The sequence below is a fragment of the Streptomyces sp. NPDC101225 genome (genome assembly GCF_044767585.1).
GTDB lineage: Bacteria > Actinomycetota > Actinomycetes > Streptomycetales > Streptomycetaceae > Streptomyces.
Genome location: NZ_JBIWOE010000026.1, coordinates 63307 through 86489, shown reverse-complemented (window position 1 = coordinate 86489; position 23183 = coordinate 63307). Strand labels below are relative to the sequence as shown.

The 23183-nt window shown below is 72.6% G+C and carries 21 protein-coding genes; 5 read left to right on the top strand and 16 right to left on the bottom strand.

Going from position 1 to position 23183, the window contains the following annotated elements; translation table 11 throughout:
• Positions 1–44: 44 nt before the first annotated feature.
• From ACIRPX_RS30255 to ACIRPX_RS30215, 9 genes are all read right to left on the bottom strand, one after another.
• Positions 45–866 (bottom strand): TrmH family RNA methyltransferase, encoded by an 822-nt coding sequence (locus tag ACIRPX_RS30255; RefSeq protein WP_404201130.1) that lies wholly within the window; start codon positions 864–866, stop codon positions 45–47.
• A 64-nt stretch (positions 867–930) separates the two neighbouring features.
• Positions 931–2163 carry a uroporphyrinogen-III C-methyltransferase gene (gene cobA, locus ACIRPX_RS30250; protein WP_404201128.1) on the bottom strand — a complete coding sequence of 411 codons (1233 nt, stop codon included), beginning with the start codon at positions 2161–2163 and terminating at the stop codon, positions 931–933.
• Between the two features lie 142 nt (positions 2164–2305).
• Positions 2306–6199, bottom strand: coding sequence for a nicotinate-nucleotide--dimethylbenzimidazole phosphoribosyltransferase (gene cobT, locus ACIRPX_RS30245; RefSeq protein ID WP_404201126.1), 3894 nt, complete (start codon positions 6197–6199; stop codon positions 2306–2308).
• Between the two features lie 390 nt (positions 6200–6589).
• Positions 6590–7801 (bottom strand): precorrin-6y C5,15-methyltransferase (decarboxylating) subunit CbiE, encoded by a 1212-nt coding sequence (gene cbiE / locus ACIRPX_RS30240; protein ID WP_404201124.1) that lies wholly within the window; start codon positions 7799–7801, stop codon positions 6590–6592.
• A 126-nt stretch (positions 7802–7927) separates the two neighbouring features.
• Positions 7928–8566 (bottom strand): GNAT family N-acetyltransferase, encoded by a 639-nt coding sequence (locus ACIRPX_RS30235; RefSeq protein ID WP_404201122.1) that lies wholly within the window; start codon positions 8564–8566, stop codon positions 7928–7930.
• Between the two features lie 129 nt (positions 8567–8695).
• A complete protein-coding gene (locus ACIRPX_RS30230; protein ID WP_404201120.1) occupies positions 8696–9532 on the bottom strand; it encodes a MetQ/NlpA family ABC transporter substrate-binding protein in 837 nt (278 codons plus the stop codon).
• 76 nt (positions 9533–9608) lie between these two features.
• Entirely contained in the window at positions 9609–10325 is a 717-nt protein-coding gene (locus ACIRPX_RS30225) for a methionine ABC transporter permease (protein ID WP_404201212.1), read from the bottom strand.
• Positions 10326–10345: 20 nt separating this feature from the next.
• Entirely contained in the window at positions 10346–11398 is a 1053-nt protein-coding gene (locus tag ACIRPX_RS30220) for a methionine ABC transporter ATP-binding protein (RefSeq protein ID WP_404201118.1), read from the bottom strand.
• A 320-nt stretch (positions 11399–11718) separates the two neighbouring features.
• A complete protein-coding gene (locus tag ACIRPX_RS30215) occupies positions 11719–12369 on the bottom strand; it encodes an HAD family hydrolase (protein ID WP_404201116.1) in 651 nt (216 codons plus the stop codon).
• A 69-nt stretch (positions 12370–12438) separates the two neighbouring features.
• On the opposite strand from ACIRPX_RS30215, the gene ACIRPX_RS30210 reads away from it, so the two are divergent.
• Together ACIRPX_RS30210 and ACIRPX_RS30205 are read left to right on the top strand one after the other, a co-directional pair.
• Positions 12439–12798, top strand: coding sequence for a hypothetical protein (locus ACIRPX_RS30210; RefSeq protein WP_404201114.1), 360 nt, complete (start codon positions 12439–12441; stop codon positions 12796–12798).
• Positions 12779–13231, top strand: a complete 453-nt coding sequence (locus tag ACIRPX_RS30205; protein WP_404201112.1) for a hypothetical protein — start codon at positions 12779–12781, stop codon at positions 13229–13231. Before ACIRPX_RS30210 ends, ACIRPX_RS30205 begins: the two co-directional genes overlap by 20 nt.
• Here ACIRPX_RS30205 and ACIRPX_RS30200 read toward each other — a convergent pair.
• The 3 genes from ACIRPX_RS30200 to ACIRPX_RS30190 form a co-directional block, all read right to left on the bottom strand.
• The gene (locus ACIRPX_RS30200) at positions 13221–13718 is read right to left on the bottom strand and encodes a GNAT family N-acetyltransferase (protein ID WP_404201110.1); all 498 of its coding nucleotides are present in this window, start codon (positions 13716–13718) and stop codon (positions 13221–13223) included. The two genes, ACIRPX_RS30205 and ACIRPX_RS30200, sit on opposite strands and share 11 nt — an antisense overlap.
• Before the next feature lie 44 nt (positions 13719–13762).
• Positions 13763–14269, bottom strand: coding sequence for a sigma-70 family RNA polymerase sigma factor (locus ACIRPX_RS30195; RefSeq protein WP_404201108.1), 507 nt, complete (start codon positions 14267–14269; stop codon positions 13763–13765).
• A 75-nt stretch (positions 14270–14344) separates the two neighbouring features.
• Positions 14345–15505 carry a glycerophosphodiester phosphodiesterase gene (locus ACIRPX_RS30190; protein WP_404201106.1) on the bottom strand — a complete coding sequence of 387 codons (1161 nt, stop codon included), beginning with the start codon at positions 15503–15505 and terminating at the stop codon, positions 14345–14347.
• Positions 15506–15848: 343 nt separating this feature from the next.
• On the opposite strand from ACIRPX_RS30190, the gene ACIRPX_RS30185 reads away from it, so the two are divergent.
• Positions 15849–16538 (top strand): lysophospholipid acyltransferase family protein, encoded by a 690-nt coding sequence (locus ACIRPX_RS30185; protein WP_404201104.1) that lies wholly within the window; start codon positions 15849–15851, stop codon positions 16536–16538.
• A 123-nt stretch (positions 16539–16661) separates the two neighbouring features.
• On the opposite strand, the gene ACIRPX_RS30180 is transcribed toward ACIRPX_RS30185, so the two are convergent.
• The 4 genes from ACIRPX_RS30180 to argH form a co-directional block, all read right to left on the bottom strand.
• Positions 16662–18173: an MFS transporter gene (locus ACIRPX_RS30180; RefSeq protein ID WP_404201102.1), complete on the bottom strand. Its 1512-nt coding sequence runs from the start codon at positions 18171–18173 to the stop codon at positions 16662–16664.
• Positions 18170–18736, bottom strand: coding sequence for a TetR/AcrR family transcriptional regulator (locus tag ACIRPX_RS30175; protein ID WP_404201100.1), 567 nt, complete (start codon positions 18734–18736; stop codon positions 18170–18172). Before ACIRPX_RS30175 ends, ACIRPX_RS30180 begins: the two co-directional genes overlap by 4 nt.
• 105 nt (positions 18737–18841) lie before the next feature.
• Positions 18842–19813, bottom strand: a complete 972-nt coding sequence (locus ACIRPX_RS30170; protein ID WP_404201098.1) for an aldo/keto reductase — start codon at positions 19811–19813, stop codon at positions 18842–18844.
• 112 nt (positions 19814–19925) lie between these two features.
• On the bottom strand, positions 19926–21356 hold the full coding sequence (argH, locus tag ACIRPX_RS30165) for an argininosuccinate lyase (RefSeq protein WP_404201096.1): 1431 nt from the start codon (positions 21354–21356) through the stop codon (positions 19926–19928).
• Between the two features lie 274 nt (positions 21357–21630).
• Between argH and ACIRPX_RS30160 the strand changes: the two genes are divergently transcribed.
• Both ACIRPX_RS30160 and ACIRPX_RS30155 read left to right on the top strand, forming a co-directional pair.
• Positions 21631–22473 (top strand): hypothetical protein, encoded by an 843-nt coding sequence (locus ACIRPX_RS30160; protein WP_404201094.1) that lies wholly within the window; start codon positions 21631–21633, stop codon positions 22471–22473.
• Between the two features lie 122 nt (positions 22474–22595).
• Positions 22596–23183 carry a pyridoxamine 5'-phosphate oxidase family protein gene (locus ACIRPX_RS30155; protein WP_404201092.1) on the top strand — a complete coding sequence of 196 codons (588 nt, stop codon included), beginning with the start codon at positions 22596–22598 and terminating at the stop codon, positions 23181–23183.

The window sequence follows — 23183 nt, the reverse complement described above, 5'->3', positions numbered from 1 at the left end:
GGTGCGGCGGGACGCGCTCGGAGAACCGCCCTCGTCCCGGGCTGCTACGAGGTCTCGGGGCGGCCGGTGGCCACCGCGTAGAAGGCCACGGCGGCCGCCGCGCCCACGTTGAGGGAGTCCACGCCGTGGGACATCGGGATGCGGACCCATTCGTCGGCGGCGACCAGGGCCTGGGTGGACAGGCCGTCGCCCTCGGCACCCAGCATCAGCGCGACGCGGTCCATCCGGTGCGGGGCGGCCTCGTCGAGGGACTTCGCCTTCTCGTCCGGGGTGAGCGCGAGGAGCGAGAAGCCCGCCTCGCGGACCGACTCCAGGCTCCTGGGCCAGGAGTCGAGGCGGGCGTAGGGCACCGAGAAGACGGCACCCATCGAGACCTTGACGCTGCGGCGGTAGAGGGGGTCGGCGCAGTCCGGGGAGAGCAGGACCGCGTCCATGCCGAGGGCGGCGGCGGAGCGGAAGATCGCGCCGATGTTGGTGTGGTCGTTGACCGACTCCATGACCACGACCCGGCGGGTCGTCCGCAGGAGTTCGGCCGCCGTGGGCAGCGGCTTGCGCTGCATGGAGGCGAGCGCGCCGCGGTGCACGTGGTAGCCGGTGACCTGTTCGGCGAGCTCCGGGCTGACCGCGTACACCGGGGCCGGGAGCTCGTCGATGACGTCGCGCATGACGTCGACCCACTTCGCGGACAGCAGCATCGAGCGCATCTCGTACCCGGCGCCCTTGGCGCGGCGGATGACCTTCTCGCCCTCCGCGATGAACAGGCCCTCGGCGGGTTCGCGCTTGCGGCGCAACTCGACGTCGGTCAGGCCCGTGTAGTCACGCAGGCGCGGGTCGTCGGGATCCTCGACGGTGATGAGATCGGCCACAGGGTGATACTGCCTTGTCCTGGGTGTGGTGCCAACGGCTGGAACGGGGTTGGGTTACCCGGGGTTACCCAACGGGCCGCGGGCCCACGCCGACGACCTCGCCGATGACGATGACCGACGGGGCCTTCACCTCGTGGGTGCGCACCGCCTCGGCGATCGTGGCGAGCGTCGCGTCGACCCGGCGCTGCCCGGCCGTCGTGCCCTCCTGGACCGCGGCGACCGGGGTGTCGGGCGACTTGCCGTGCGCGACGAGGGTCTCGGCGACCTTCCCGATCGTGCCGACGCCCATGAGGATGACGAGGGTGCCGGTCAGCTTGGCGAGCGAGGGCCAGTCGACCAGGGAGCGCTCGTCGTCCGGGGCGATGTGCCCGCTGACCACCGTGAACTCGTGCGCCACGCCCCGGTGGGTGACCGGGATGCCGGCTGCGCCCGGCACCGAGATCGAGCTGGAGATGCCCGGGACGACGGTGCAGGGGATGCCGGCCTCGGCGAGGGCCTGGACCTCCTCCATCCCGCGGCCGTAGACGAACGGGTCGCCGCCCTTGAGCCGGACCACCGACTTGCCCTGCTTGGCGTGTTCTATCAGGGCGTTGTTGATGGCCTCCTGGGCCATGAACCGGCCGTACGGCAGCTTCGCCGCGTCGATGACCTCGACGCTCGCGGGCAGTTCGGCGAGCAGGTCGCGCGGGCCCAGGTGGTCGGTGATGACCACGTCGGCCTCGGCGAGCAGCCGGCGGCCGCGGACCGTGATCAGGTCCGGGTCGCCGGGGCCGCCGCCGACGAGGGCGACGCCCGGCGTGCGGGTGCGGAAGTGGGGGGCGACGAGGGTGCCGTCGTGCAGGCCCGCGACGACCGCGTCACGGACGGCGGCGGTGTGGCGGGGGTCGCGGCCGCGGGCGCGGCTGGTGAGGACGGCGATGGTGACGCCCTCGCTGGTGCCGGTGGCCGGGGTCCAGGCGGTGGCCGCGTCGGCGTCGTCGGAGCGCACGCACCAGACGCGGTTGCGCTCGGCCTCCGCCGAGGCGGCCGTGTTGGCCTCGTGGTCGCTGGTGGCGATCAGGGCGTACCAGGCGTCCGCCAGGTCGCCGTCGGCGTACGGGCGCCGCAGCCAGGTGAACTCGCCCGCGTCCGCCATCGCCTCGACCGACGGGGTGGCCTCGGGAGAGACGAGGAGGACCTCCGCGCCCGCTGCGATCAGGGCCGGGAGCCGGCGCTGGGCGACCTGGCCGCCGCCGAGGACGACCACCTTGCGGCCGGCGAGGCGGAGGCCTACGGGATAGGCGGGATGTTCGGCCATGAGGTGCGGCTCCTCGTCCTGGCTGGCAGTGCGATGGGCGCTACGGCGCTGGAGCAGCCCTGACGTGCGGATTTTAGAGGTGGGTTCAGCGTACGGCCGGGGCGGGGTGCACGCAGGGGTGCGTCTCCCGCCCCGGTCCGGACTACTTCTCGGTGACGCCCGCCGAGTCGAACGTCGCCACCTCGTGCATGGCGCGGGCCGTGCTCTGCACCAGCGGCAGGGCGAGCAGCGCGCCCGTGCCCTCGCCGAGGCGGAGGTCGAGGTCGACCAGCGGGCGCAGGCCCAGCCTGTTCAGCGCGGCCACATGACCGGGCTCGGCGCTGCGGTGCCCGGCGATGCAGGCCGCGAGGACCTCGGGGGCGATCGCCCGGGCGACCAGCGCGGCGGCGCCGGCGCTGACGCCGTCCAGGATCACCGGCGTACGCAGGGAGGCGCCGCCGAGGAGCAGGCCGACCATCGCGGCGTGCTCGAAGCCGCCGATCGCGGCGAGCACGCCGATGGGGTCGGCCGGGTCCGGCTGGTGGACCTCGATGGCACGGCGCACGACCTCGGTCTTGCGGGCCAGCGTCTCGTCGTTGATGCCGGTGCCGCGGCCGGTCACGTCGGCCGGGTCGGTGTCCGTGAACACCGAGATCAGCGCCGCGGACGCGGTGGTGTTGGCGATGCCCATCTCGCCCGTCAGCAGGGCCTTGTTGCCGGCCGCCACCAGGTCGCGGGCCGTCTCGATGCCCACCTCGATGGCCTGCTTGGCCTCCTCCCGGCTCATCGCCGGGCCGGTGGTCATGTCGGAGGTGCCCGCGCGGACCTTGCGGGGCAGCAGACCGGGGGTCGCGGGGAGGTCGGTCGCCACGCCCACGTCCACGACGCAGACCTCGGCGCCCACCTGACCGGCGAAGGCGTTGCAGACGGCGCCGCCGCCGAGGAAGTTGGCGACCATCTGGGCCGTCACCTCCTGCGGCCAGGGGGTGACGCCCTGGGCGTGCACACCGTGGTCGCCGGCGAAGATCGCGACGGCCGCGGGCTCCGGGATCGGCGGCGGGCACTGCCGCGAGAGCCCGGACAGCTGCGCGGAGATGATCTCCAGCATGCCGAGCGCGCCGGCCGGCTTGGTCATCCGCTTCTGCCGCTCCCAGGCCTCGCCGAGCGCCTTGGCGTCCAGCGGGCGGATCTGGGCGACGGTCTCGGCGAGCAGGTCGTGCGGCTCCTCGCCGGGCAGGGCACGGCGGCCGTACGTCTCCTCGTGCACGACCCACGACAGCGGGCGGCGCTTGGACCAGCCGGCCTGCATCAGCTCGGGCTCGTCCGGGAACTCGTCGACGTAGCCCACGCACAGGTAGGCGATGACCTCCAGGTGCTCGGGCAGGCCGAGGGAGCGGACCATCTCCCGCTCGTCGAAGAAGCTGACCCAGCCGACGCCCAGGCCCTCGGCGCGGGCGGCGAGCCAGAGGTTCTCCACGGCGAGCGCGGCGGAGTAGGGCGCCATCTGCGGCTGGGTGTGCCGGCCGAGGGTGTGGCGGCCGCCGCGCGTCGGGTCGGCGGTGACGACGATGTTCACCGGGGTGTCGAGGATCGCCTCGATCTTCAGTTCCTTGAACTGCTTCGCCCGGCCCTTGGGCAGGGACTTGGCGTACGCGTCCCGCTGGCGCATGGCCAGTTCGTGCATGCTGCGCCGGGTGTCGGCGGAGCGGATGACGACGAAGTCCCAGGGCTGGGAGTGGCCGACGGACGGGGCGGTGTGCGCGGCCTCCAGGACGCGCAGCAGCACCTCGTGCGGGATCGGGTCGCCGCGGAAGCCGTTGCGGATGTCGCGGCGCTCGCGCATGACCTTCAGCACGGCTTCGCGCTCGGCGTCCTCGTAGGCGGGTGCGGCCGGGCCGACGGGCTGCGGCGCCTCGGCCACGGCGGCCGTGCCCTCTTCCTCCTGGTCGGCGGCCCTGGTGTCCAGGTCCTCGGCGTTCTGGACGACGCCGGGGCCGGCCTCGCGCGGCGCCGGGACCACGGCGGCCGGCTCCTGGCCTTCCTCCACGGGGAGGGTCAGGGCGTGCGGCGGGGTCGGGGCGAGGTGCGGGGTGGTCGGCACGGAGCCGTCGACCGCCACGAACTGCCCGGTGGGCTCGGCCACGGCGGGCGCCTGAAGGGCGTCCGTACCGGCGCCGACGGCCTCGGTCTCCGCGGGGTGCGGCTGTTCGGCCGGGACTCCGGCGTCGGCCGGGGCGGTCGCCGCCGGGGGCGCGGCCAGGGCCTGGTCGAGCGCGGAGAGGGGCGGTGCGGCCGCGGGCGAGAGCACGTCCGCGTCCGGCACGGGCCGGGCCTGGTCCTCGGGCGCGGGCCCGGGCGCGGCGGTTGCGTCCACGGCCGGTGCGGCGGGCTGGTCGGCCGAAGGGGGCACCGCGGGGTTTGTGGAGGGGTCCGCGAGGTGGGCGGGCGCGGCCTGCTCGGCCTCCGCGGGCCATGCGGGCTCGGCCGGGACGGGCTCGGCGAGCGCGGGCGGGGCCGTGTCGAGGGGGGCGTCGGGGGCCGTCGCCTCCGGCCCCTGCGCGGCTTCGGGCAGGAGGGTGTGCGGCAGCGGGCAGGCCTCCGCCGCGGGGGCGTGCGGGAGCGGGGCGGTCTCGGGCGCAAGCGTCCCGAGAGCCTGCTCGTTCTCCGGCACCCCCGGCCGCGCGAACCGCGCGCCCGCGGGCGCCGCGGCGGCCGCGTCCGTCCCGGCGACCGGCGGGCCCGCCTCGGCGAGGGGAGCGCCGCCCTCGGGGTACGCCGCCTGCGGGACCTGACCGGTCTCGGGCGTCGGGAGGGGGCCGTGCGCGGGGGCGGCGTCCTGCGCGGGCGCGGCGTCGTGGGCCGGAACGGCCTCGGGTGCGGGTCCGGCACCCGGCGTGGCGGCGGCCGCGGGACGGGCGCCCGCCAGGTCCGGTGCGGCGTCGGGGGCGGGCACGGGGGCGACGCCCTGTTCCGCGCCGTCGGCGGCCTCCGCGGCCACGACGGGCTCGCCCGGGGCGGCGGACTCGCTCCCGGGCGGCTGGGCCGCGGCCTCGGCCGAGGGCGGCTGCCCGCCGTCCGCCGGGAACCCGGCGAACTCACCGGGAGCGACGTGCGCGTTCTCCGCGGGGATCACACCCGCGGCGAGGTGCCCGTCCTCGGCGGGCAGCCCACCGGGAGCGGCCTGCCCGCTCTCCGCGCCGGGCCCGCCGACGGCCACCGGTCCGCCCTCCGGGGGCGGTCCGCCCGGGGCCGTGCCCCCGCCGTCCGCCGGCACGTCGCCCGCGAGGGGCGGGCCGTCCTGACCGGTCTGCCCGCCCTCCAGGGCGGACACGCCCACCGGGATCTGCCCGGACTCGGCGGGGTATCCCAGGGCGGCGGCCTGCGGCGCCTGCGGGCCGTGGGCCACGCCCGCGGCAGGGGTCGCCTGCGGCTCCGGCACGCCCGCGTGGGCCGGTACGGCCTGCACGCCGTGGGCCAGTTCGGGCTCCGGTGCCTGCGCCGCCGGAACAACCGTTTCGCCGGCCGGTGCCTCCGTGCTCACCGGTACCTGCACCGCGGCCTGGGCCTGGGCGCCCCAGGGCGCTCCGCCCTGCGGGGCCGCCTCGCGCAACTGGGGCGCGTCGAAGTACTCGGGACCGGTCGTCGGCGGGCCGGACGACCGGCGCACGGGTGCGCCCGCGGGGCCGCGGTCGGCGAGGGAGCGGACCGGGCTGGCCGACGCGTCGGGGATCGGCGGGCCGAGGTGCAGCGGACGGCGCGCCGTGGGCGGCGCCGGGTTGGGCAGGCGGACGCCGTTCAGGTCCACCGAACCGCTGTCGCGGCCGCCCGCCTCGTGCGCCCCGGGCTCGTGCACCGTCTCCACGACCGGCTCCGGGGCGGGCGGGGCGACCTCGTTGCCCCACGGGCTCTGCGCGCCCGGCAGCAACAGCAGGTCGTCGTCCTCAGCTGTCGTCTCGGAGAGATAGGTGTACGCGCCGTGCGGGGGAACGCCCGGCTGCTCCACCGTGCCTGCGCTCTCCGGCAGTCCTTCGCCCGGGACCTGGCCGGTGTCGGTCATGCGTACCCCTCGCCCATCGGTTAGTGCTTCTCGGTCCAGCTCTTCGGGAACGGCGCACCGACCGCCCCCGTAGTGAAGAACGAGCGTCCGTGCCCAGCGGCACGAACGACCCGCCCGGAAAAGGCGACAAAGCCATTCAGTGGCATTGTCCCGGTCGTTCCGCCGTCACGACAGCTTGATCCGTGACGGTCCGCTGTGGACTGCGCCACGTTGCGCGTCCTCCGGTTCTGCCGTACCACACCCGCCCCAAAAGGGGCGCGTTTTCCGGACATTGGCGAACGAAAAGCGGGCCACCCGGTGCGGTGCAACGATCGGCCAGCCTACCGCGAGCGATACGACTACAGGATCACCGGTAGGGCAGAAAACAGGATCACTGGGACGGCGCCCGGTTCACGTTGTGCGCTCCGGCAGCACCCCGCCGAGCAGGAACGCCACGCTTCGCTCCTTCTCCGCCCAGGCGCGGGTGTCGAGTTCGACGGACTGCAGCAGCGCGCACTCCACCTGGTAGCCGTGCTCCGTCAGGTCCCGGCCGATCAGTTCGGCCTCGTCGCGGGTCGCGGCGTGGGTGACGATGCGCTGCGGACGGCGGTCGGCGACGGCGGAGACCACGGCCGCTCCCCCACCGCCGACGCGGACGACGTCGGGCTCGGGGAGGTTCTCCAGGACGTGCGGGGCGGCGCCCTGGACGACGTGGAGCTGGACCCCGAAGGCGCGCGCGTTGGACTCGGTGCGCTCGCAGGCCCGCGGGTCGCTGTCGACGGCGATGACGCCGGCGCCCGCCCGGGCGGCCTCCGTGGCGAAGGCGCCGCTGCCGCAGCCGATGTCCCACACGAGGTCGCCCACCCGCGGGCCGAGCCGGGCGAGTTGGGCCGCGCGCAGCGGTTCCAGTTCGCCTTCGCCCATGAGGCCGCCGTAGGACTCGGCGGACAGTGTCCAGCCGCGCGGCCCGGCGCCCGGGTCGCGGCCCGCGATCCAGCCGGGGCCGTCCGCGACGGGGGCGGTGCCGCCGACGACGATGACGACGTTCGGGTCGCGCCAGGTGTGGTCGGCGGCCTTGTCGGAGGTGACGACGGTGACCTGTTCGCGTTCGGTGCCGAGTTCCTCGCAGATCACGAAGGTGCGGTGCACGCCCTCCATGAGCAGGCCGAGTTCGGCGGGTCCGGCGCCCGGTGAGGTGAGGACGGCGACCTTGGTGTGGGCACGGCACACATTCACCGCGCGTCGCAGGGTGCGCCGGTGTGCGACCACCACCAGGGCGTCGTCCCAGGGCATCCCCGCGCGTGCGAAGGCCGCGGCCACGGAGGAGACGGCGGGGACCACTTCGACCTCGAGGCCGAACTCGGGTGCGCGCAGCGTCCGCACCACCCCGAAGAAGGCGGGGTCGCCGTCGGCCAGCACCACCGCGGTGCCGCGGTGGCCGGTGATCCGGCGGGCGGCGAGGGCGACGCTGCCGAGGCGGACGCGCTCGGCACCCGGCGGCACCTCGGGGAGCGCCAGATGATGGGCGGCGCCGGCCACCAGCGTGGCGGCGCCCAGAGCCGAGCGGGCGGCGGCGGTCAGCGGCGAGCCGTCCCAGCCGATCACCGTGACGCGGTCGGCCATGGTCGTCAGTCTCCAGGGGTTCTGCGCAGGTCGTCGGAGGCGGCCCGGGCGGGCTTGGTGAGGGTACCTGGTCCAGTGGGCAGGGACGTCCGGCGGTGCACCCGTCCCCTCGTGATCGGTCTTGGTTCAGTTCCAGTCGGGGAAAGCCGTGAAACCACCGGAGTCGGCCAGTTGCTCGCCGGCGCCGTCGAGGTCCTCGGGCAGCAGGCTCCAGACGATGTAGTCGGTGCGGACGTCGCTCCAGGTGCCGTCGTCGGCGCGCACGTGCGCTATGCAGGCGCCTCGCAGGACCCCTTCACTGATGCAGCCGATCTTCTGCGCGACCTGCTGCGAGGCGGTGTTGTCGGCCGCCGTGCGCAGCTCGATGCGCTCGAACTTCTGGTCGCCGAGCAGCCATTGGGCGGTGGCGAGCGCGGCCTCCGAGGCGTAGCCCTCACCGCGTGCCCAGGGGGCGACGATGTAGGACATCTCGGTGGACCGCACGTGCCAGTCGGTACGGGCGAGCCGGACGACACCGACCAGGCGCTGGGTGAGGAACTCGGCGACCGCGAGGTCGAGCCCGCGGCCCGCGACGCGCTCCGCGGGGGCGTGGTCGGTGATCCAGGACCGGGCCCGGTCCTCGGTGAAGGGCTGCGGGACGTCCGTCCAGGCCCCCACCTGCTCGTCGTTCATCATCGCGGCCAGTGCGGGCACGTCGTCCTCGTCAAGGGGACGCAGCACCAACCGCTCCGTGCTGATGGAGATGTTGGGGAAGGTGCTAGTCATGCGCCGCTCCGTAACCTTCGGAAACCTTCAGTGCCTGCTGAACTGCCCAGCATGCAGCATGAAACCACCGAACCGCACGACGGGGTCCACCCTTGGTGAGCGAGTGGACCCCGTGCGTGGCGATACGCCTCAGAAGGACGGGATGACCGATCCCTGGTACTTGTCCTCGATGAACTTCCTGACCTCGGGGGAGGTGAGGAGCGTGGCGAGCTTCTTCACCCGCGGGTCCTTCTCGTTGCCCTGCTTGACGGCGAGGAAGTTGCCGTAGGGGCTGTTCTTCGCGGACTCCAGGACGAGCGCGTCCTCGGCGGGCCTGATCCCGGCGGAGATGGCGTAGTTGCCGTTGACGACCGCGGCGTCCACGTCGTCCAGGGAGCGCGCGGTCTGGGCCGCCTCGACCTCCTTGAACTTCAGGTGCCTGGGGTTCTCGGCGATGTCCTGCGGGGTCGCTTCGGTGCCCGCGCCGGCCTTGAGCGTGACGAGGCCGTTCGCCGCGAGCAGTTTCAGGGCGCGCGCCTCGTTGACGGCGTCGTTCGGGACGGCGACCGTCGCGCCGCTCTTCAGCTCGTCGGCCTTCTCGACCTTGTGGGAGTAGAGACCGAGCGGCTCCAGGTGGACCGTGACGACGGGCACGATGTGGGTGCCGCGCTTCTTGTTGAAGTCGTCGAGGTACGGCTTGTTCTGGAAGTAGTTGGCGTCCACCGAGCCGTCCTCGGTCGCGGTGTTCGGGACGACGTAGTCCTGGAACTCCTTGACCTCCAGGTCGAGACCCGCCTTCTTCGCCAGGTTCTTCCTGACGAAGTCCAGGATCTCGGCGTGCGGGGTGGGGCTCGCGGCGACCACCAGCGGGCCGCTGTAGTCGGAGGAGCTCGCGGTGGATTCGGAGCCCGAGCCGCAGGCCGTGAGCCCGAGGGTGAGGGCTCCGGCGGCGAGGACGGCGGTGGTGAGCTTTGCGCTGTTACGCACGAAAAGTGCCTTTCCTGAAGGGTGGAGCGACCCCGCGGTTGGTGGTGCGGGGAGTCTGCGGGGGTGCCGGACGGGCCTACGCGACCTCGGTGACGTCGGCCGGGGCCTCGGCCTTCAGCAGGCGCAGCCGGGGCGCGGGGCCGGAGCGGCCGCCGCGGCGGTGCAGCGAACGGGCCGCGAAGTCGCCGGCGAACTGGATGAGCGAGATGACCACGGCGAGGATCGCCACGGTGATCCACATCAGCTCGGTCTCGAAGCGCTGGTAGCCGTAGCGGATGGCGATGTCGCCGAGGCCGCCCGCGCCGACCGTGCCGGCCATCGCGGAGTAGCCGATGAGGGCCACGATCGTGGTGGTGGTGCCGGCGATCAGCGAGGGCAGGGCCTCGGGCACCAGCACCTTGCGGACGATCGTCCAGGTGTTGCCGCCCATCGACTGCACGGCCTCGACCAGTCCGGCGTCCACTTCGCGGACAGCCGTCTCGACCAGGCGCGCGAAGAAGGGGATCGCGCCGATGGCGAGCGGCACGATGGCGGCCTCACGGCCGATGGTCGTCCCGGTGACCGAGCGCGTGAAGCCCATGAGCGCGACCATGAGGATGATGAAGGGCATCGAGCGGGCGATGTTGACGGTCTGCCCGATGACCTTGTTGGCGAGGACGTTCTGCAGCAGCCCGCCGCGGTCGGTCAGGACGAGCAGGATGCCGAGCGGGAGCCCGCCGACGACGGCGATCAGTGTGGACCAGCCGACCATGTAGAGGGTGTCCCAGCATGCCTGGGAGAGCAGCGGCCGCATCGCGGACCAATCGGTCCAGGTCACTTCGCGCCCTCCTGCACCGGCAGGGGCTTCTCGTCCGAAGCACCCACGACGTCGATCTGCAGGCCCTGTTCGCGCAGGAAGCCGATCGGCACGACGTTGTCCTCGTAGCGGCCGGGCAGTTCGATGCGCATCCGGCCGACCTGGAGTCCGCCGACGGTGTCGATGGCGGCGCCGAGGATCGATATGTCGATGTTGTAGGTGCGCGAGAGCTGCGAGACGACGGGCCGGGTCGCGGCGTCGCCCTGGAAGGTGACGTCGACGACCGTGCGGTCCGCGCCGGTGGCCTCGCCGCCGACCGGGAAGAGCGCACCGGCCAGTTCGGAGCCGGGGGTGGCGAGCAGTTCGCTCACGGTGCCGGACTCGACGATGCGGCCGTTCTCCATCAGCGCCGCCGAGTCGCAGATCGACTTCACGACGTCCATCTCGTGGGTGATGAGCAGGACGGTCAGGCCCAGCTGCCGGTTCAGGTCGCGCAGCAGCCGGAGGATCGAGCGGGTGGTCTCCGGGTCGAGGGCGCTGGTGGCCTCGTCGGAGAGCAGCACCCTGGGGTCGCCGGCCAGTGCGCGGGCGATGCCGACGCGCTGCTTCTGGCCGCCGGAGAGCTGGGCGGGGTAGGCCTTCGCCTTGTCGGCGAGGCCGACCAGGTCCAGCAGCTCCAGCGCCTTGCGCGAGCGCTCCCGGCCGGAGGTGCCGAGGATCTCCAGCGGCAGCTCGACGTTGTCCTGGACCGTGCGCGAGGCCAGCAGGTTGAAGTGCTGGAAGACCATGCCGATACGGCTGCGCGCCCGGCGCAGCTCCTTGCCGGCGCGGGGCCCGCGCCCCGCGAGGGCGGTGAGGTCCTGCCCCGCGACGGTCACCGTGCCGGCGGTGGGCCGCTCCAGCAGGTTGACGCAGCGGATGAGGGAGGACTTGCCGGCGCCGGACTGGCCGATGACGCCGTACACCTCGCCTTCGCGGACATGCAGATCGACGCCGTCGAGGGCGGTGACCTCACGGCCGTGCGAGGGGTGCGCCCGATAGATTTTCGTCAGGCCCGATGTGGTGATCACTGGGTGTTTCCGTCACTGTCGAGTACGCGGGCGTGGGTGTGCCCGGGTACGGAGAGAGGATGTGCGCGGGGCATCCGGGTCGCGTACGGCACACGGCCTGCGGACATGCCACGGCGGCTCGCTTCGGGGCGCGAGGCTCGGGGGGTTGGTGCGGGGGCCCTCTAGAAGGCGCACATTCGACACATGCAACGAGCACCGGGCGTCATGGTCGCCTCGGTCGCAAGGGTGCGGCAGCTCGTCGTGGTCATGCGATCAGTAAACCAGACCTACGGTCCTTACCGGCCGCCGCTGTCCGCATCGTGGACAGCGGCGGACACCCGTCAGCGGCGGACGGAGATCTCCACTCCCCCGTCGGTGACCAGGGCGGACAGGGCCGAGAGGTCCTCGACCACCAGATCGGCGTCCAGCTCGTGGGCCTGGTGCGTTGTGGCCAAGGCCACGGTGGTCATCCCGGCGGCCCGGCCGGCCGTGAGACCCGCCGGTGCGTCCTCGAGGACGACGCAGCGGGCCGGGTCGACGCCGAGGGCGCGGGCGGCGAGCAGGTAGGGCTCGGGGTCGGGCTTGCCGCGGGTGATGTCGTCGGCGGCGACCAGCATCTTGGGCAGGATGCCGACGGCGGCGAGCCGGGCCTCGGCCAGGCGCCGGGTGGCGGAGGTGACGACGGCCCAGCGGTCCGCGGGCAGCGAGTCCAGGAAGTCCCGGGTGCCGGGCAGCAGGTGGACGCCGTCGTTCGGCACGTCCTCCACCTCCAGCCGCTCGATGCGCGCGACGGCCTCCGGCACCACGTGGGCGGGCAGCAGGTCGGCGGCTATCTCCACGGCGGGCCGTCCGTGCAGCTCGACGCTGGCGAACTCCTCGGCGGTGATGCCGTACTCCCCGGCCCAGCGGGTCCAGCAGCGGTGGACGGAGGCGAGGGAGGAGACGAGGGTGCCGTCGTTGTCGAACAGGAGGGCCTGTGCGTGGATCTTCATGCTCCCGACCCTACGGTGCACGGCGGGGCCGACGGCGCCGGGCCTTTTGCGCCGTAATAAGGTCACGGCATGTTTGATGTCCTGACGCTGGTGACCGGCGTCGCCGCGCTGCTGCTCGCCGTCTGGTGCGGCTGGGCCGCCTACCGCGGCCAGCCGACGAAGGACTGGCACTTCATCGGCATGGCCGTGGTGTCGGTGCTGGCCCTGGTGCAGCTGGTGATCGGGATCGTGCAGCTGGCGCGGGGCGAGAAGCCGGACCAGGGCACGACGATCTTCGTGGCGTATCTGCTGGGGGCCTTCGCGTGCGTGCCGGCCGCGGGGTTCATGTCCCTGGCGGAGCGCACCCGTTGGGGCTCGGTGACGGTCGCCGCGGGCGGCGTGGTGCTGGCCGTGCTCGAGGTGCGGCTCTATGACATCTGGGGAGGCTGAGGTGGCCGTGACGGAGGAGAAGCACAAGCCGACCAGGACCCGCCTGATCAGCGGGCCGGGCCTGCTGCTGGTCTGGTTCTACGGTGTGATGGTCGTCGGAGCCGTGTCGCGCTCCGTCTACCAGATCGCGACCGAGTTCGACCGGGCGCCGCTCGCCTACTCGCTGTCCGCGGTCGCCGGCGTCGTCTACGGCTTCATCACCTACTCGCTGGTGCGCGGTGGCGATACGGCGCGCAGGGCGGCTCAGGTGTGCTGCGCCGCCGAGCTCGCGGGCGTGCTGATCGTCGGGACCTGGACGCTGGTCGAACCGTCGGCCTTCCCGGACGCGACGGTCTGGTCCGACTACGGCATGGGGTACGTCTTCATCCCCGTCCTGCTGCCGGTGTCGGCCCTGTACTGGCTGCGCAGGTCGCGCCTGCCGGTCACGCCGTAGCCGCGAACGTCCCCGCCGTCTTCTCCAGGACGATCATCGGTACCCCGTCGTTGCCCTGCGAGGTGCCCACCGCCTCGTAGCCGACCTTGCGGTACAGGCGCAGGTTGCCCTCGCTGCGATGACCGGTGTGCAGGCGGAACAGCTTCGCGCCGCGCTCCTGCGCGAGGGCCGACTCGGCCGCGCGCAGCAGCCGCGCGCCGATGCCGTGGCCCTGCAGGCGGGGGTGGACGCAGAGCTTGCCGATGGAGGCGGAGCCGTCCTCGGTGACCCGGCCGCGCACCGAGCCGACCACCTCCTCACCGAGCCGCGCGACGTAGACGCAGTCCGCGGACACCTCCTGGCGGAGCGAGTCGAGGCTCTGCACGAGCGGGTCGATGCGGTAGTTGCCGTACAGCGCCGCCTCACTCTGGAAGCACAGGTACTGGAGCTTGAAGATCTGCTCCGCATCCTGCTCGGTCGCCACCGAGATGGTCACGCTCATGCCCATGTGCGCACGCCTCCCGCTCACCTGATCGCCGGTCGTAAACACTCCTATCCCCGCGGTTCGCGCGTCGCAACCTCCGGTGCGAGCAATCGACGCAGACAACCCAGGCATCTGGAACGTTCCGGGCCGAGACTGCCCTGTGAGATACCCAACTCCCCCGCGATTTCCCGGTATGTCAGGTCCTTCGGGGACAGCAGCGCCTCCAGCAGCCGCGGGCAGCGGCCGGGCAGCCGGCGGACCGCCTCGCGCAGCGCCCGGTGGCGGGCGGCGGCGAGGGCCAGTTGCGCGGGATCGCGGTCGGGTTCGTCGGCGGGCTCCCTGTCGTACGGCCGCTCGAAGCGGGTCGTGCGCCGGGTTCGGCGGGCCTCGGAGCGGACGGCGCTGCGCAGCCAGCCGTGCGGGTCGCGCGGTGGGCCGTCCGCCTCCAGGTGCTCCAGGAGGCGGAGCCAGACCGCCTGTTCCAGGTCGCCCGGCTCGGCTCCCGAGGCGTGCGCCTCCGCGGAGGCCTCGGCGGAGAGCAGCGGGCGCAGGGTGGTGACGAGATCGTGCGTCATGTGCGACACGACGCGGCCGCCCGGGCAGGAGGTTGCCCGGGCGGCCGCCGAATCACCCCAACCGGGGTTCACGGCTCAGCCGTTGACGAAGTCCTCGCGGGCCAGCACAGCGGTGTCCGCGTTGTCGGTGAAGACGCCGTCGATGCCGGTCGCGAAGTACGTCCTGAAGGCGCCGAAGGCGTCCCCGTACCCGTCGGCGTCGCTGCCCTTGCGGAACTCCCTGGGCAGGAAGGGGTTCTCGTTGCGCATCGTGTACGGGTGCAGGATCAGGCCGACCTTGTGCGCGTCCGCGACGAGCGTGGTCCGCCGGCCGAGGCTGCCGTCGGCGTTCTTCGTGATGACGAGGTCCAGGGTCGGGCCGATGCCCTGGGCGTAACCCGCGATCTCCCGCAGGCCCTTGGGGGTGATCAGGTCCGCGACGGTGCGCGGGTCGCCCGTCTCGACGAAGTCCCAGGGGCGGCTGTCCGCGGAGGACAGCAGGACGACGAGCGGGTTGTCCACGAGCCTGTTCAGCCGCTGGATGCTGGTCGGCTCGAAGGACTGCAGGACGACCGGCGCGTTCCGCCTGTCCTTGCCGTGCTTGCGCAGCAGTTTGGCGACCCGCTCCTCCAGGCCCAGGCCCAGCTTGCGGAAGTAGGTGGGGTGCTTGGTCTCCGGGTAGATGAAGACCTGCTTGCCGCGCCTGCGGGTCTGCTCGTCCTGCCACTCCAGGACTTCCTCGAAGGTGGGGATCTCCCAGCGGCCGTCGTAGAGCGTGTTGTGCGGGCGGTTGGCCGGAATGCGCTCGATCGCGCGCAGCGTCTTCAGCTCGGCCAGCGTGAAGTCCTCGGTGAACCAGCCGGTGGTGGAGACGCCGTCCAGCACCTTGGTGGTCCTGCGGCCGGCGAACTCGGGGTGGTCGGCGACGTCCGTGGTGCCGCCGATCTCCGGCTCGTGCCGGCAGACCAGATGGCCGTCCCTGGTGGGGCACAGGTCGCCGGCCTCGACGATGTCCGCGCCGAGGTCGAGGGCGAGTTCGTAGGAGCCGAAGGTGTGCTCGGGGCGGTAGCCGGCGGTTCCGCGGTGACCGATGATCGTCGGTCTGGGCAGGCTCTTCAGTCCGCCGCCGGACCGGGCGGCGTCGGCCGCTCTCGCCGTGTCGGACAGGCCCAGTACGGCTCCGCCCGCGCCCAGTACCGCCGCGCCGAGGAGCGCGCGCCGCCCGGTGCCACCCGTCTGCTCGTCCTGCGATCCCATGACCGCCTCCCCTGAATCGTCGGTTGTGCCGATGCGCGCCGATGGTAGGGGCGTGGACATGACGCCAGGGGGACCGTGGCCGGAACACGCGGGTGCCCCGGGATGTCGCTCAAGGACCGGCGCGGGAACCCGCGCGAGAACCCGCGCGAGCGCCGGGGGGAGGCGCCCGACCTGGGCGTATGCGATCTCCGTCACATCATGACAGGCCGGTTACCGGCAGACACCGGGAGATCACCCCAGGTAAACGCGCATCAACAGTGCGTAAGACCTGGGTGAACCCGATGTGCAAGACACCGGGGACCGCGAGTATCGTCCTCACCTGCACAGACTCATACCGAATCCCTTGACACCGGAGGGCCCGTTGTCCCGCTTCGCGCTCATCAAGGCAGTGCTCGGACCGATCATGCGCCTGATGTTCCGCCCACAGGTGGAGGGCGCCGAGCGCATCCCTGGTGATGGTCCGGTCATCCTGGCCGGCAACCACGTGACGTTCATCGACTCGATGATCCTGCCCCTGGTCTGCGACCGTCAGGTCTTCTTCATCGGCAAGGACGAGTACGTCACCGGCAAGGGCCTCAAGGGCCGCCTGATGGCCTGGTTCTTCACCGGTGTCGGCATGATCCCGGTCGACCGCGACGGCGGCAAGGGCGGCGTCGCCGCGCTCATGACGGGGCGCCGCGTGCTGGACGAGGGCAAGGTCTTCGGGATCTACCCCGAGGGCACACGGTCGCCGGACGGACGGCTGTACCGGGGGCGCACCGGTATCGCGCGGTTGACGCTGATGACCGGTGCGCCGGTGGTGCCGTTCGCGATGATCGGAACGGACAAGATCCAGCCGGGAGGTTCCGGGATGCCCCGGCCCGCGAAGGTGACGGTGCGCTTCGGTGAGCCGATGGAGTTCTCCCGGTACGACGGGATGGACCGTGACCGCTACGTGCTGCGCGCCGTCACCGACTCCGTGATGACCGAGGTGATGCGGCTGTCCGGGCAGGAGTACGTGGACATGTACGCGACCAAGGCGAAGGCCGCGTAGCGGTCCTTCGTCGGGTGCGGGCCGGGTCGTCGGGTGCGGGCCGGCGGGGGCCGCTCGCGCGGTTCCCCGCGCCCCTGGTGCCGTGGCCGGCCAACCTTCCGTTCAGAACACTAGATCAGAACACTAGAGACGTTGCCCGCGGAGCAGGTACCAGGCCGCCGCTGCCGTCGCCAGCAGGACTGCCGCGCCTGCCCCCGACGCCACGGCCAGGCCGTCGACGAAGGCCTCCCGAGCCGACGTCAGCATGGCCTGGGCGGTGCCGGCCGGCATTCCGGCCGCCGCCTCCACCGCGCCGCCCAGTGACTCGCGCGCTCCGGCCGGGGTGCCCGCCGGGGCGGTGAAGCCTCGGTAGATGCCGGTGACGATCGTGCCGAGGAGCGCGATGCCCAGGGCGGCGCCCAGTTCGTAGGCCGTCTCCGACACGGCCGAGGCCGCGCCCGCCTGCTCCTTCGGTACGCAGGAGAGGATGACGTCGGCCGTCACCGTGAAGGAGAAGCCGGCGCCCACTCCCACGACCAGCAGGGCCGCGCCGAGCAGGGGGTAGCCCGTCGACGCGTCGATCAGCGTCAGGGAGGCCAGGGCCAGGCCCACCGCCGCCAGTCCGCCCGAGACCACCGCGCGGACCGAGAAGCGGCGCGCGGCACGGCCCGCGACGAGGCCCGCCGCCACCGCGCCCACGGCCGCGGGCAGTTCGGCCAGGCCCGCCTCGAACGGGCGCCTGCCCTGGACGAGCTGCAGATACTGGGACAGGAAGAACACCAGGCCCGACAGGCCGAGGATGGTCAGCAGGTCGGCCAGGACGGCGCCGCTGAAGCCGCGGTTGCGGAACAGCCGCATGTCCAGCAGAGGTGCGGACAGCGTGAGCTGGCGGCGGGCGAACCAGTACAGGGCCGCTCCGCCCAGCGCGCCCGCCCCCAGCGCGTCCCACGACAGACCGTGCGTGGCCGCCTCCTTGACCGCGTAGACGACGGCCATCATGCCGACCAGTGACAGCACGACGCTGATCAGGTCCCAGGGACCGGGGTTCGGGGTCTTCGACTCCGGCAGCAGCCTGCTGCCGACCAGGACCAGCACCACCATCACCGGCAGGTTGATCAGGAAGACCGAGCCCCACCAGAAGTGCTCCAGCAGGAAGCCGCCGGTGATCGGGCCGACGGCCGTGCCCGCGGAGGCCGTCGCGCCCCAGATGCCGACCGCGAGGCTGCGCTCGCGCGGGTCGTGGAAGAGGTTGCGGATCAGGGCGAGGGTGGCGGGCATGAGGGTCGCGCCCGCGACGCCGAGCAGGGCACGGGCCAGGATCATCAGCTCCGGTGTCGACGCGTAGGCGTTGAGGACCGATATCGCGCCGAACGCGGTGGCGCCGCCGAGCAGGATCCGCTTGCGGCCGATGCGGTCGCCGAGGCTGCCCATGGTGACGAGCAGTCCGGCGATGACGAAGGAGTAGACGTCGCCGATCCAGAGGAGCTGGGTGCCGGAGGGCCTCAGGTCCTCACTGATGTAGGGGGTCGCGAGACCGAGAACGGTCGCGTCGACGGCCACCAGCAGCACGGCGAGCACGAGGACGGACAGCGCGAGCCAGCGGCCCGGGCGCTTCACCGCCTCGGTCGTGGTCGCCCGCTGCAGGGTGCTGGTCATGATTCCTCTCTCCGTGCTGTGTGCTGTCGCAGTGCGCCGCCGAGCAGCAGCTCGACGATCATGTGGGTGAAGTCCTTGCGGGCCACCCGGCCTTCCGCCACCGCCCAGGCGCCGGAGCCCAGCAGGCCGTACAGCGCCTCGGTGAGCCAGGCCGGGCTGAGGTCGATGCGGAACTCTCCGGCCCTCTGGCCGCGCCGGAACAGGGCCGCGACGCGGTCGTCGATCCTGGTCCAGCCCTCGTTCTGCTCCTCGCCCTCGAACAGCTGGTTCTCGGTGTAGAGGAAGGCGAGGAGCGCGGCGGAGGGTTCGATCTCCTGGACCAGACGCCGCACGGCGTCGGCCGCCGGGCCTTCGTCCGGACGGGCCGCGTCCAGCGCCGCCTCGCACTCCGCGATGCCGAGCGACTCCAGCGCCCGTACGAGCGCGTCGCGGCCGGCGAAGTGGCGGTGCAGGGTGGCACGGCTGATCCCCGCGGCCTTCGCGACCTCGTCCATCGTCGCGGTGGACTTGCGGGTCAGCAGGGCTGCGGCGGTGCGCAGTACGTGGTCACGGTCGACGGCCATGAGACAAGCATAACCCAGATGAGACATTGATGTCTCACATCAGGCATGCACGTCTCACTGATGAGTGTTTTATGTCGTTTTCGGTACCCGGGGAGCGCCGCGCGCTCAGTTCCACGGAAGACCGGCGCGCTTCTCCCAGTACTCCTGCGGCTCCTCCACCAGCGCGGCCAGGACGGCCAGCTGCTCCTCGTCCAGGTCCACGACCGCCGCGTGCAGGTTGGAGGAGAGCTGGTTCGCCGTCGCCGCGCCCGACAGGACGACGCCGGCCCAGGGCTGGCGCAGGATCAGGGCGAGGGCCACGGCGTCGCAGCCGAGGGACGTCTGCGCGGCGACGGCCTTCAGCGCGTCGGGGGCGTGGGCGTCCGCGAGGCGGCCGTTGGCCATGCCCTCCTTGACGATCACCGTGAGCCCGGCGTCGTGCGCCTCGGCGAGGGCGGGCGCGGCCGAGGTCTCCAGGACGTTGTACGTCGACTGGACGGTACGGAAGAGGGGCTCGCCGTCGACCGTCACGGCGAGGGCCGCGCGGATGGCGTCCGCCTGGGCCGGGCCGCTGGTGGAGAAGCCGACGGTGGTGCCCTGGGCGGCCGCCTCCGCGAGCCTGGCGTGCAGTTCCTTGTCGGTGAGGGCCGGGCTGTCCGGGGTCACCGAGTGGATCTGGTAGAGGTCCAGCCGGTCGCCGAGCAATGCGGCGGTCTCGGCGCGCTGGCGCTCGTACGTCGCAAGGGTGTGGTCCTTGACCTCGTGCCGCTCGGCGTCCGTGGTCCAGCCCGCGGTGTAGGTGTAGCCCCACTTGCTGCCGACGACGATGTCGTCGAAGCTCGGGCGGGCGTTCAGCCAGTCGGCGAGGAACTCCTCCGAGCGGCCGTAGGAGCGGGCCGCGTCGAAGTAGCGGACGCCCTGCACGTAGGCGGCGTCGAGGAGTTCGTGGGTGCGGGCGCGCAGCGCCTCGACGCTGCGGTCCTCTCCGAGGTCTTCGGTGCGGCCCAGGTTGATGTAGCCGGGGCGGCCGATCGCGGCGAGACCGAGGCCGATGTGGCAGGTGGGGGTGGTCGCTGTGGCCAGTCGGGCGAAGGGCATCGCGGGCTCCGTCGGGTCGGGTCCGGTACGGCTTGCGACCAACGTACCCGCGATGACCATCCGTAATGGGCCGGGCGCCCAGGAGCGGGCGGCCCGGGGACGAGCGTGCGGCTCAGGCCCGCCTGGCCGCCGCCCAGGCGTGCTGCGCCGCCACGTCCGTCTTCACCTCTGCCAGCTGGATCGCGACCGCGCTCGGGGCCGTGCCGCCGCGGCCGTCGCGGGACGCCAGGGCGCCCGGGACGTCGAGGACCGTACGCACCTCGGGGGTGAGGTGGGCGGAGATCTTGGCGAACTGGCCGTCCGTGAGGTCGGCCAGCTCCTTGCCCTCGGCCTCGGCGGCCTTGACGCACTCCCCCGCGACCTCGTGCGCGACCCGGAAGGGCACGCCCTGCTTGACCAGCCACTCGGCGATGTCGGTGGCGAGGGAGAAGCCGGCCGGGGCCAGTTCCTCCATGCGCTCGCGGTGCACGGTGAGCGTCGCCATCATGCCGGTGAAGGCCGGGAGCAGCACCTCCAGCTGGTCGATGGAGTCGAAGACCGGCTCCTTGTCCTCCTGGAGGTCGCGGTTGTAGGCGAGCGGGAGCGCCTTGAGCGTGGCCATCAGGCCGGTCAGGTTGCCGATGAGGCGGCCCGACTTGCCCCGTGCCAGCTCCGCGATGTCCGGGTTCTTCTTCTGCGGCATGATCGACGAGCCGGTGGAGAAGGCGTCGTGCAGCGTCACGAAGGAGAACTCCTTCGTGTTCCAGATGATGACCTCCTCGGCGATCCGGGAGAGGTTCACGCCGATCATCGCGGTGACGAAGGCGAACTCGGCGGCGAAGTCGCGGGAGGCCGTGCCGTCGATGGAGTTCGGGGAGCTGCCGTGCTCGAAGCCGAGCTCCTCGGCGACCGCCTCCGGGTCCAGGCCGAGCGAGGAGCCCGCGAGGGCGCCGGAACCGTACGGCGACACCGCGGTGCGCTCGTCCCACTGGCGCAGGCGCTCGGCGTCCCGGGACAGGGACTGCACATGCGCGAGGACATGGTGGGCGAAGAGCACCGGCTGGGCGTGCTGGAGGTGGGTGCGGCCGGGCATCGCCACGTCCGGGTGGGCCTCGGCGAGGCCGATCAGGGCGTCCTGGAGCTCGGCGATCAGGCCGCCGACGGTGCGGGCGTGGTCGCGCAGATACATCCGGAAGAGGGTGGCCACCTGGTCGTTCCTGGACCGGCCCGCCCGCAGCTTGCCGCCGAGCTCGGGGCCGAGGCGCTCCAGCAGACCCCGCTCCAGCGCGGTGTGCACGTCCTCGTCGGCGATCGTGCCCACGAAGGAGCCGGCGGCGACGTCCGCCTCCAGCCGGTCGAGGCCCGCGATCATGCGCTGGAGCTCGTCCGCGGTGAGCAGGCCGGCCCGGTGCAGCACGCGCGCGTGGGCCCGGGAACCGGCGATGTCGTACGGCGCGAGCCGCCAGTCGAAGTGGACGGACGCGGACAGCTTCGCCAGGGCCTCGGCGGGACCGTCGGCGAAACGGCCGCCCCAGAGCCGGACGTCACCGCTGTTGCTGCTCACTTGCGTTGCTCCTAGGGAGGTCGGTCCGGTCGCGGACCGGAATGTCAGGCACGAGCCTCGGGCCACACCACGTCATACCGCATTCACTGCTCTGCATGAGTATGCAGAGTGATGCATGATTCGTCAATTCGGGGTCCGGTGCCATCCGATGCGGCGCGGCTTGAACGCGAGCAACCGCTTTCTCGTACCTCACGCAAGAACGCAGGCGCCGCGTTCGTACACACCGGCCACAGCAGTGACACCCCCGTCACTCCAGACCCGAGTGAGGCTCCGCATGTCCAGGGCACTTCCGAAGTACAAGAAGCGTCGCGTGGCGGTCATCGGCGGCGCCGCCGCGGTGGCGCTGTCCGGCGCGGTGATCGCCGGTACCGCTCTCGCCGGTACCCCGTCCAAGGGCGACGGGCCCGACGCCCGGACCCTGGCCGCGTCCCCCGGCACCATCACCTGCCCGGACGTCGCCTCGCGGCTGCCGGCGATCCCCGCCTCCGCGCAGGCCGAGGTCGACCGCAACCTCGCCCTGCTCGACACCCAGATCGACGAAGCCGACAAACGCCTCGCCGCCACCGTCGGCCAGGGCGGACCCGACTTCGTCCAGAACGCCATCCTCGGCCCCCTCGCCGACAAGCGGAAATCCACCGTCGACCGCATCGCCATCGCCATCGGCCGCACCGCCGACACACCCACCGGCCTCGACGCACTGGCCGCCTGCACGCTCGACACCGCGGGATCCGCCGCCGGTACGGGCGGGCAGGCGACCGCCGCACCGGGCGCGACGGCCACGGACGGCGCCGGCGGCGCGGCGGGCGGGACCGGGACCACCGGCGCCGGCACCATCAGCTGCCCGGACGTCGCCTCGCGGCTCCCGGCGATCCCCGCCTCCGCGCAGGCCGAGGTCGACCGCAACCTCGCCCTGCTCGACACCCAGATCGACGAAGCCGACAAACGCCTCGCCGCCACCGTCGGCCAGGGCGGACCCGACTTCGTCCAGAACGCCATCCTCGGCCCCCTCGCCGACAAGCGGAAATCCACCGTCGACCGCATCGCCATCGCCATCGGCCGCACCGCCGACACACCCACCGGCCTCGACGCACTGGCCGCCTGCACGCTCACGAAGTGACGTGACAGGTGCTGTGGCCGCCCCGATGCAGCGCCGGCCGGGGCGGCCACGGACGGCGGGCGCGGGCGGGACGACGTCCTTCCCCGGACCGGCGAAGGACCCCGCACGCGTCATCATGAAACGTGGGAAAAACTTACGAGAGCATCGACGGCAGGCTGCGGACCTTCATCGAGGAGCAGCCCCTCTTCTTCACCGCGACCGCGCCGCTGTCCGGCGACGGCACGCTCAACCTCTCCCCCAAGGGCCTCAAGGGCTCCTTCGCGGTGCTCGACGAGCGCACCGTGGCCTACCTGGACTTCGCCGGTTCCAACGCGGAGACCATCGCGCACCTGCGGGAGAACGGCCGCATCACGCTGATGTGGTGCGCCTTCCAGGGCCCGCCGAACATCGTGCGCGTGCACGGCCGCGGCGAGCCGGTCTTCCGTGACGACCCGCGGTTCGCGGAACTGCTCACCCGCTTCCCGGACATCGACGGCTTCCGCCACGGACTGCGCGCGATCATCGTCGTGACGGCCGAACTCGTCCGCGACACCTGCGGCTACGCGGTGCCCCTGATGACGTACGACGAGGACCGCGACCTGCACGGCAGGCGGTTCGCGCGCGAGGACGACGCCTCGCTCGACGCCTACTTCACCCGTAAGGAGCACATCGCCACCAGCCTGGACGGCCTGCCCGGGCTGCCGTTGCCGCTGCCTCCGTCTACGGTCTGA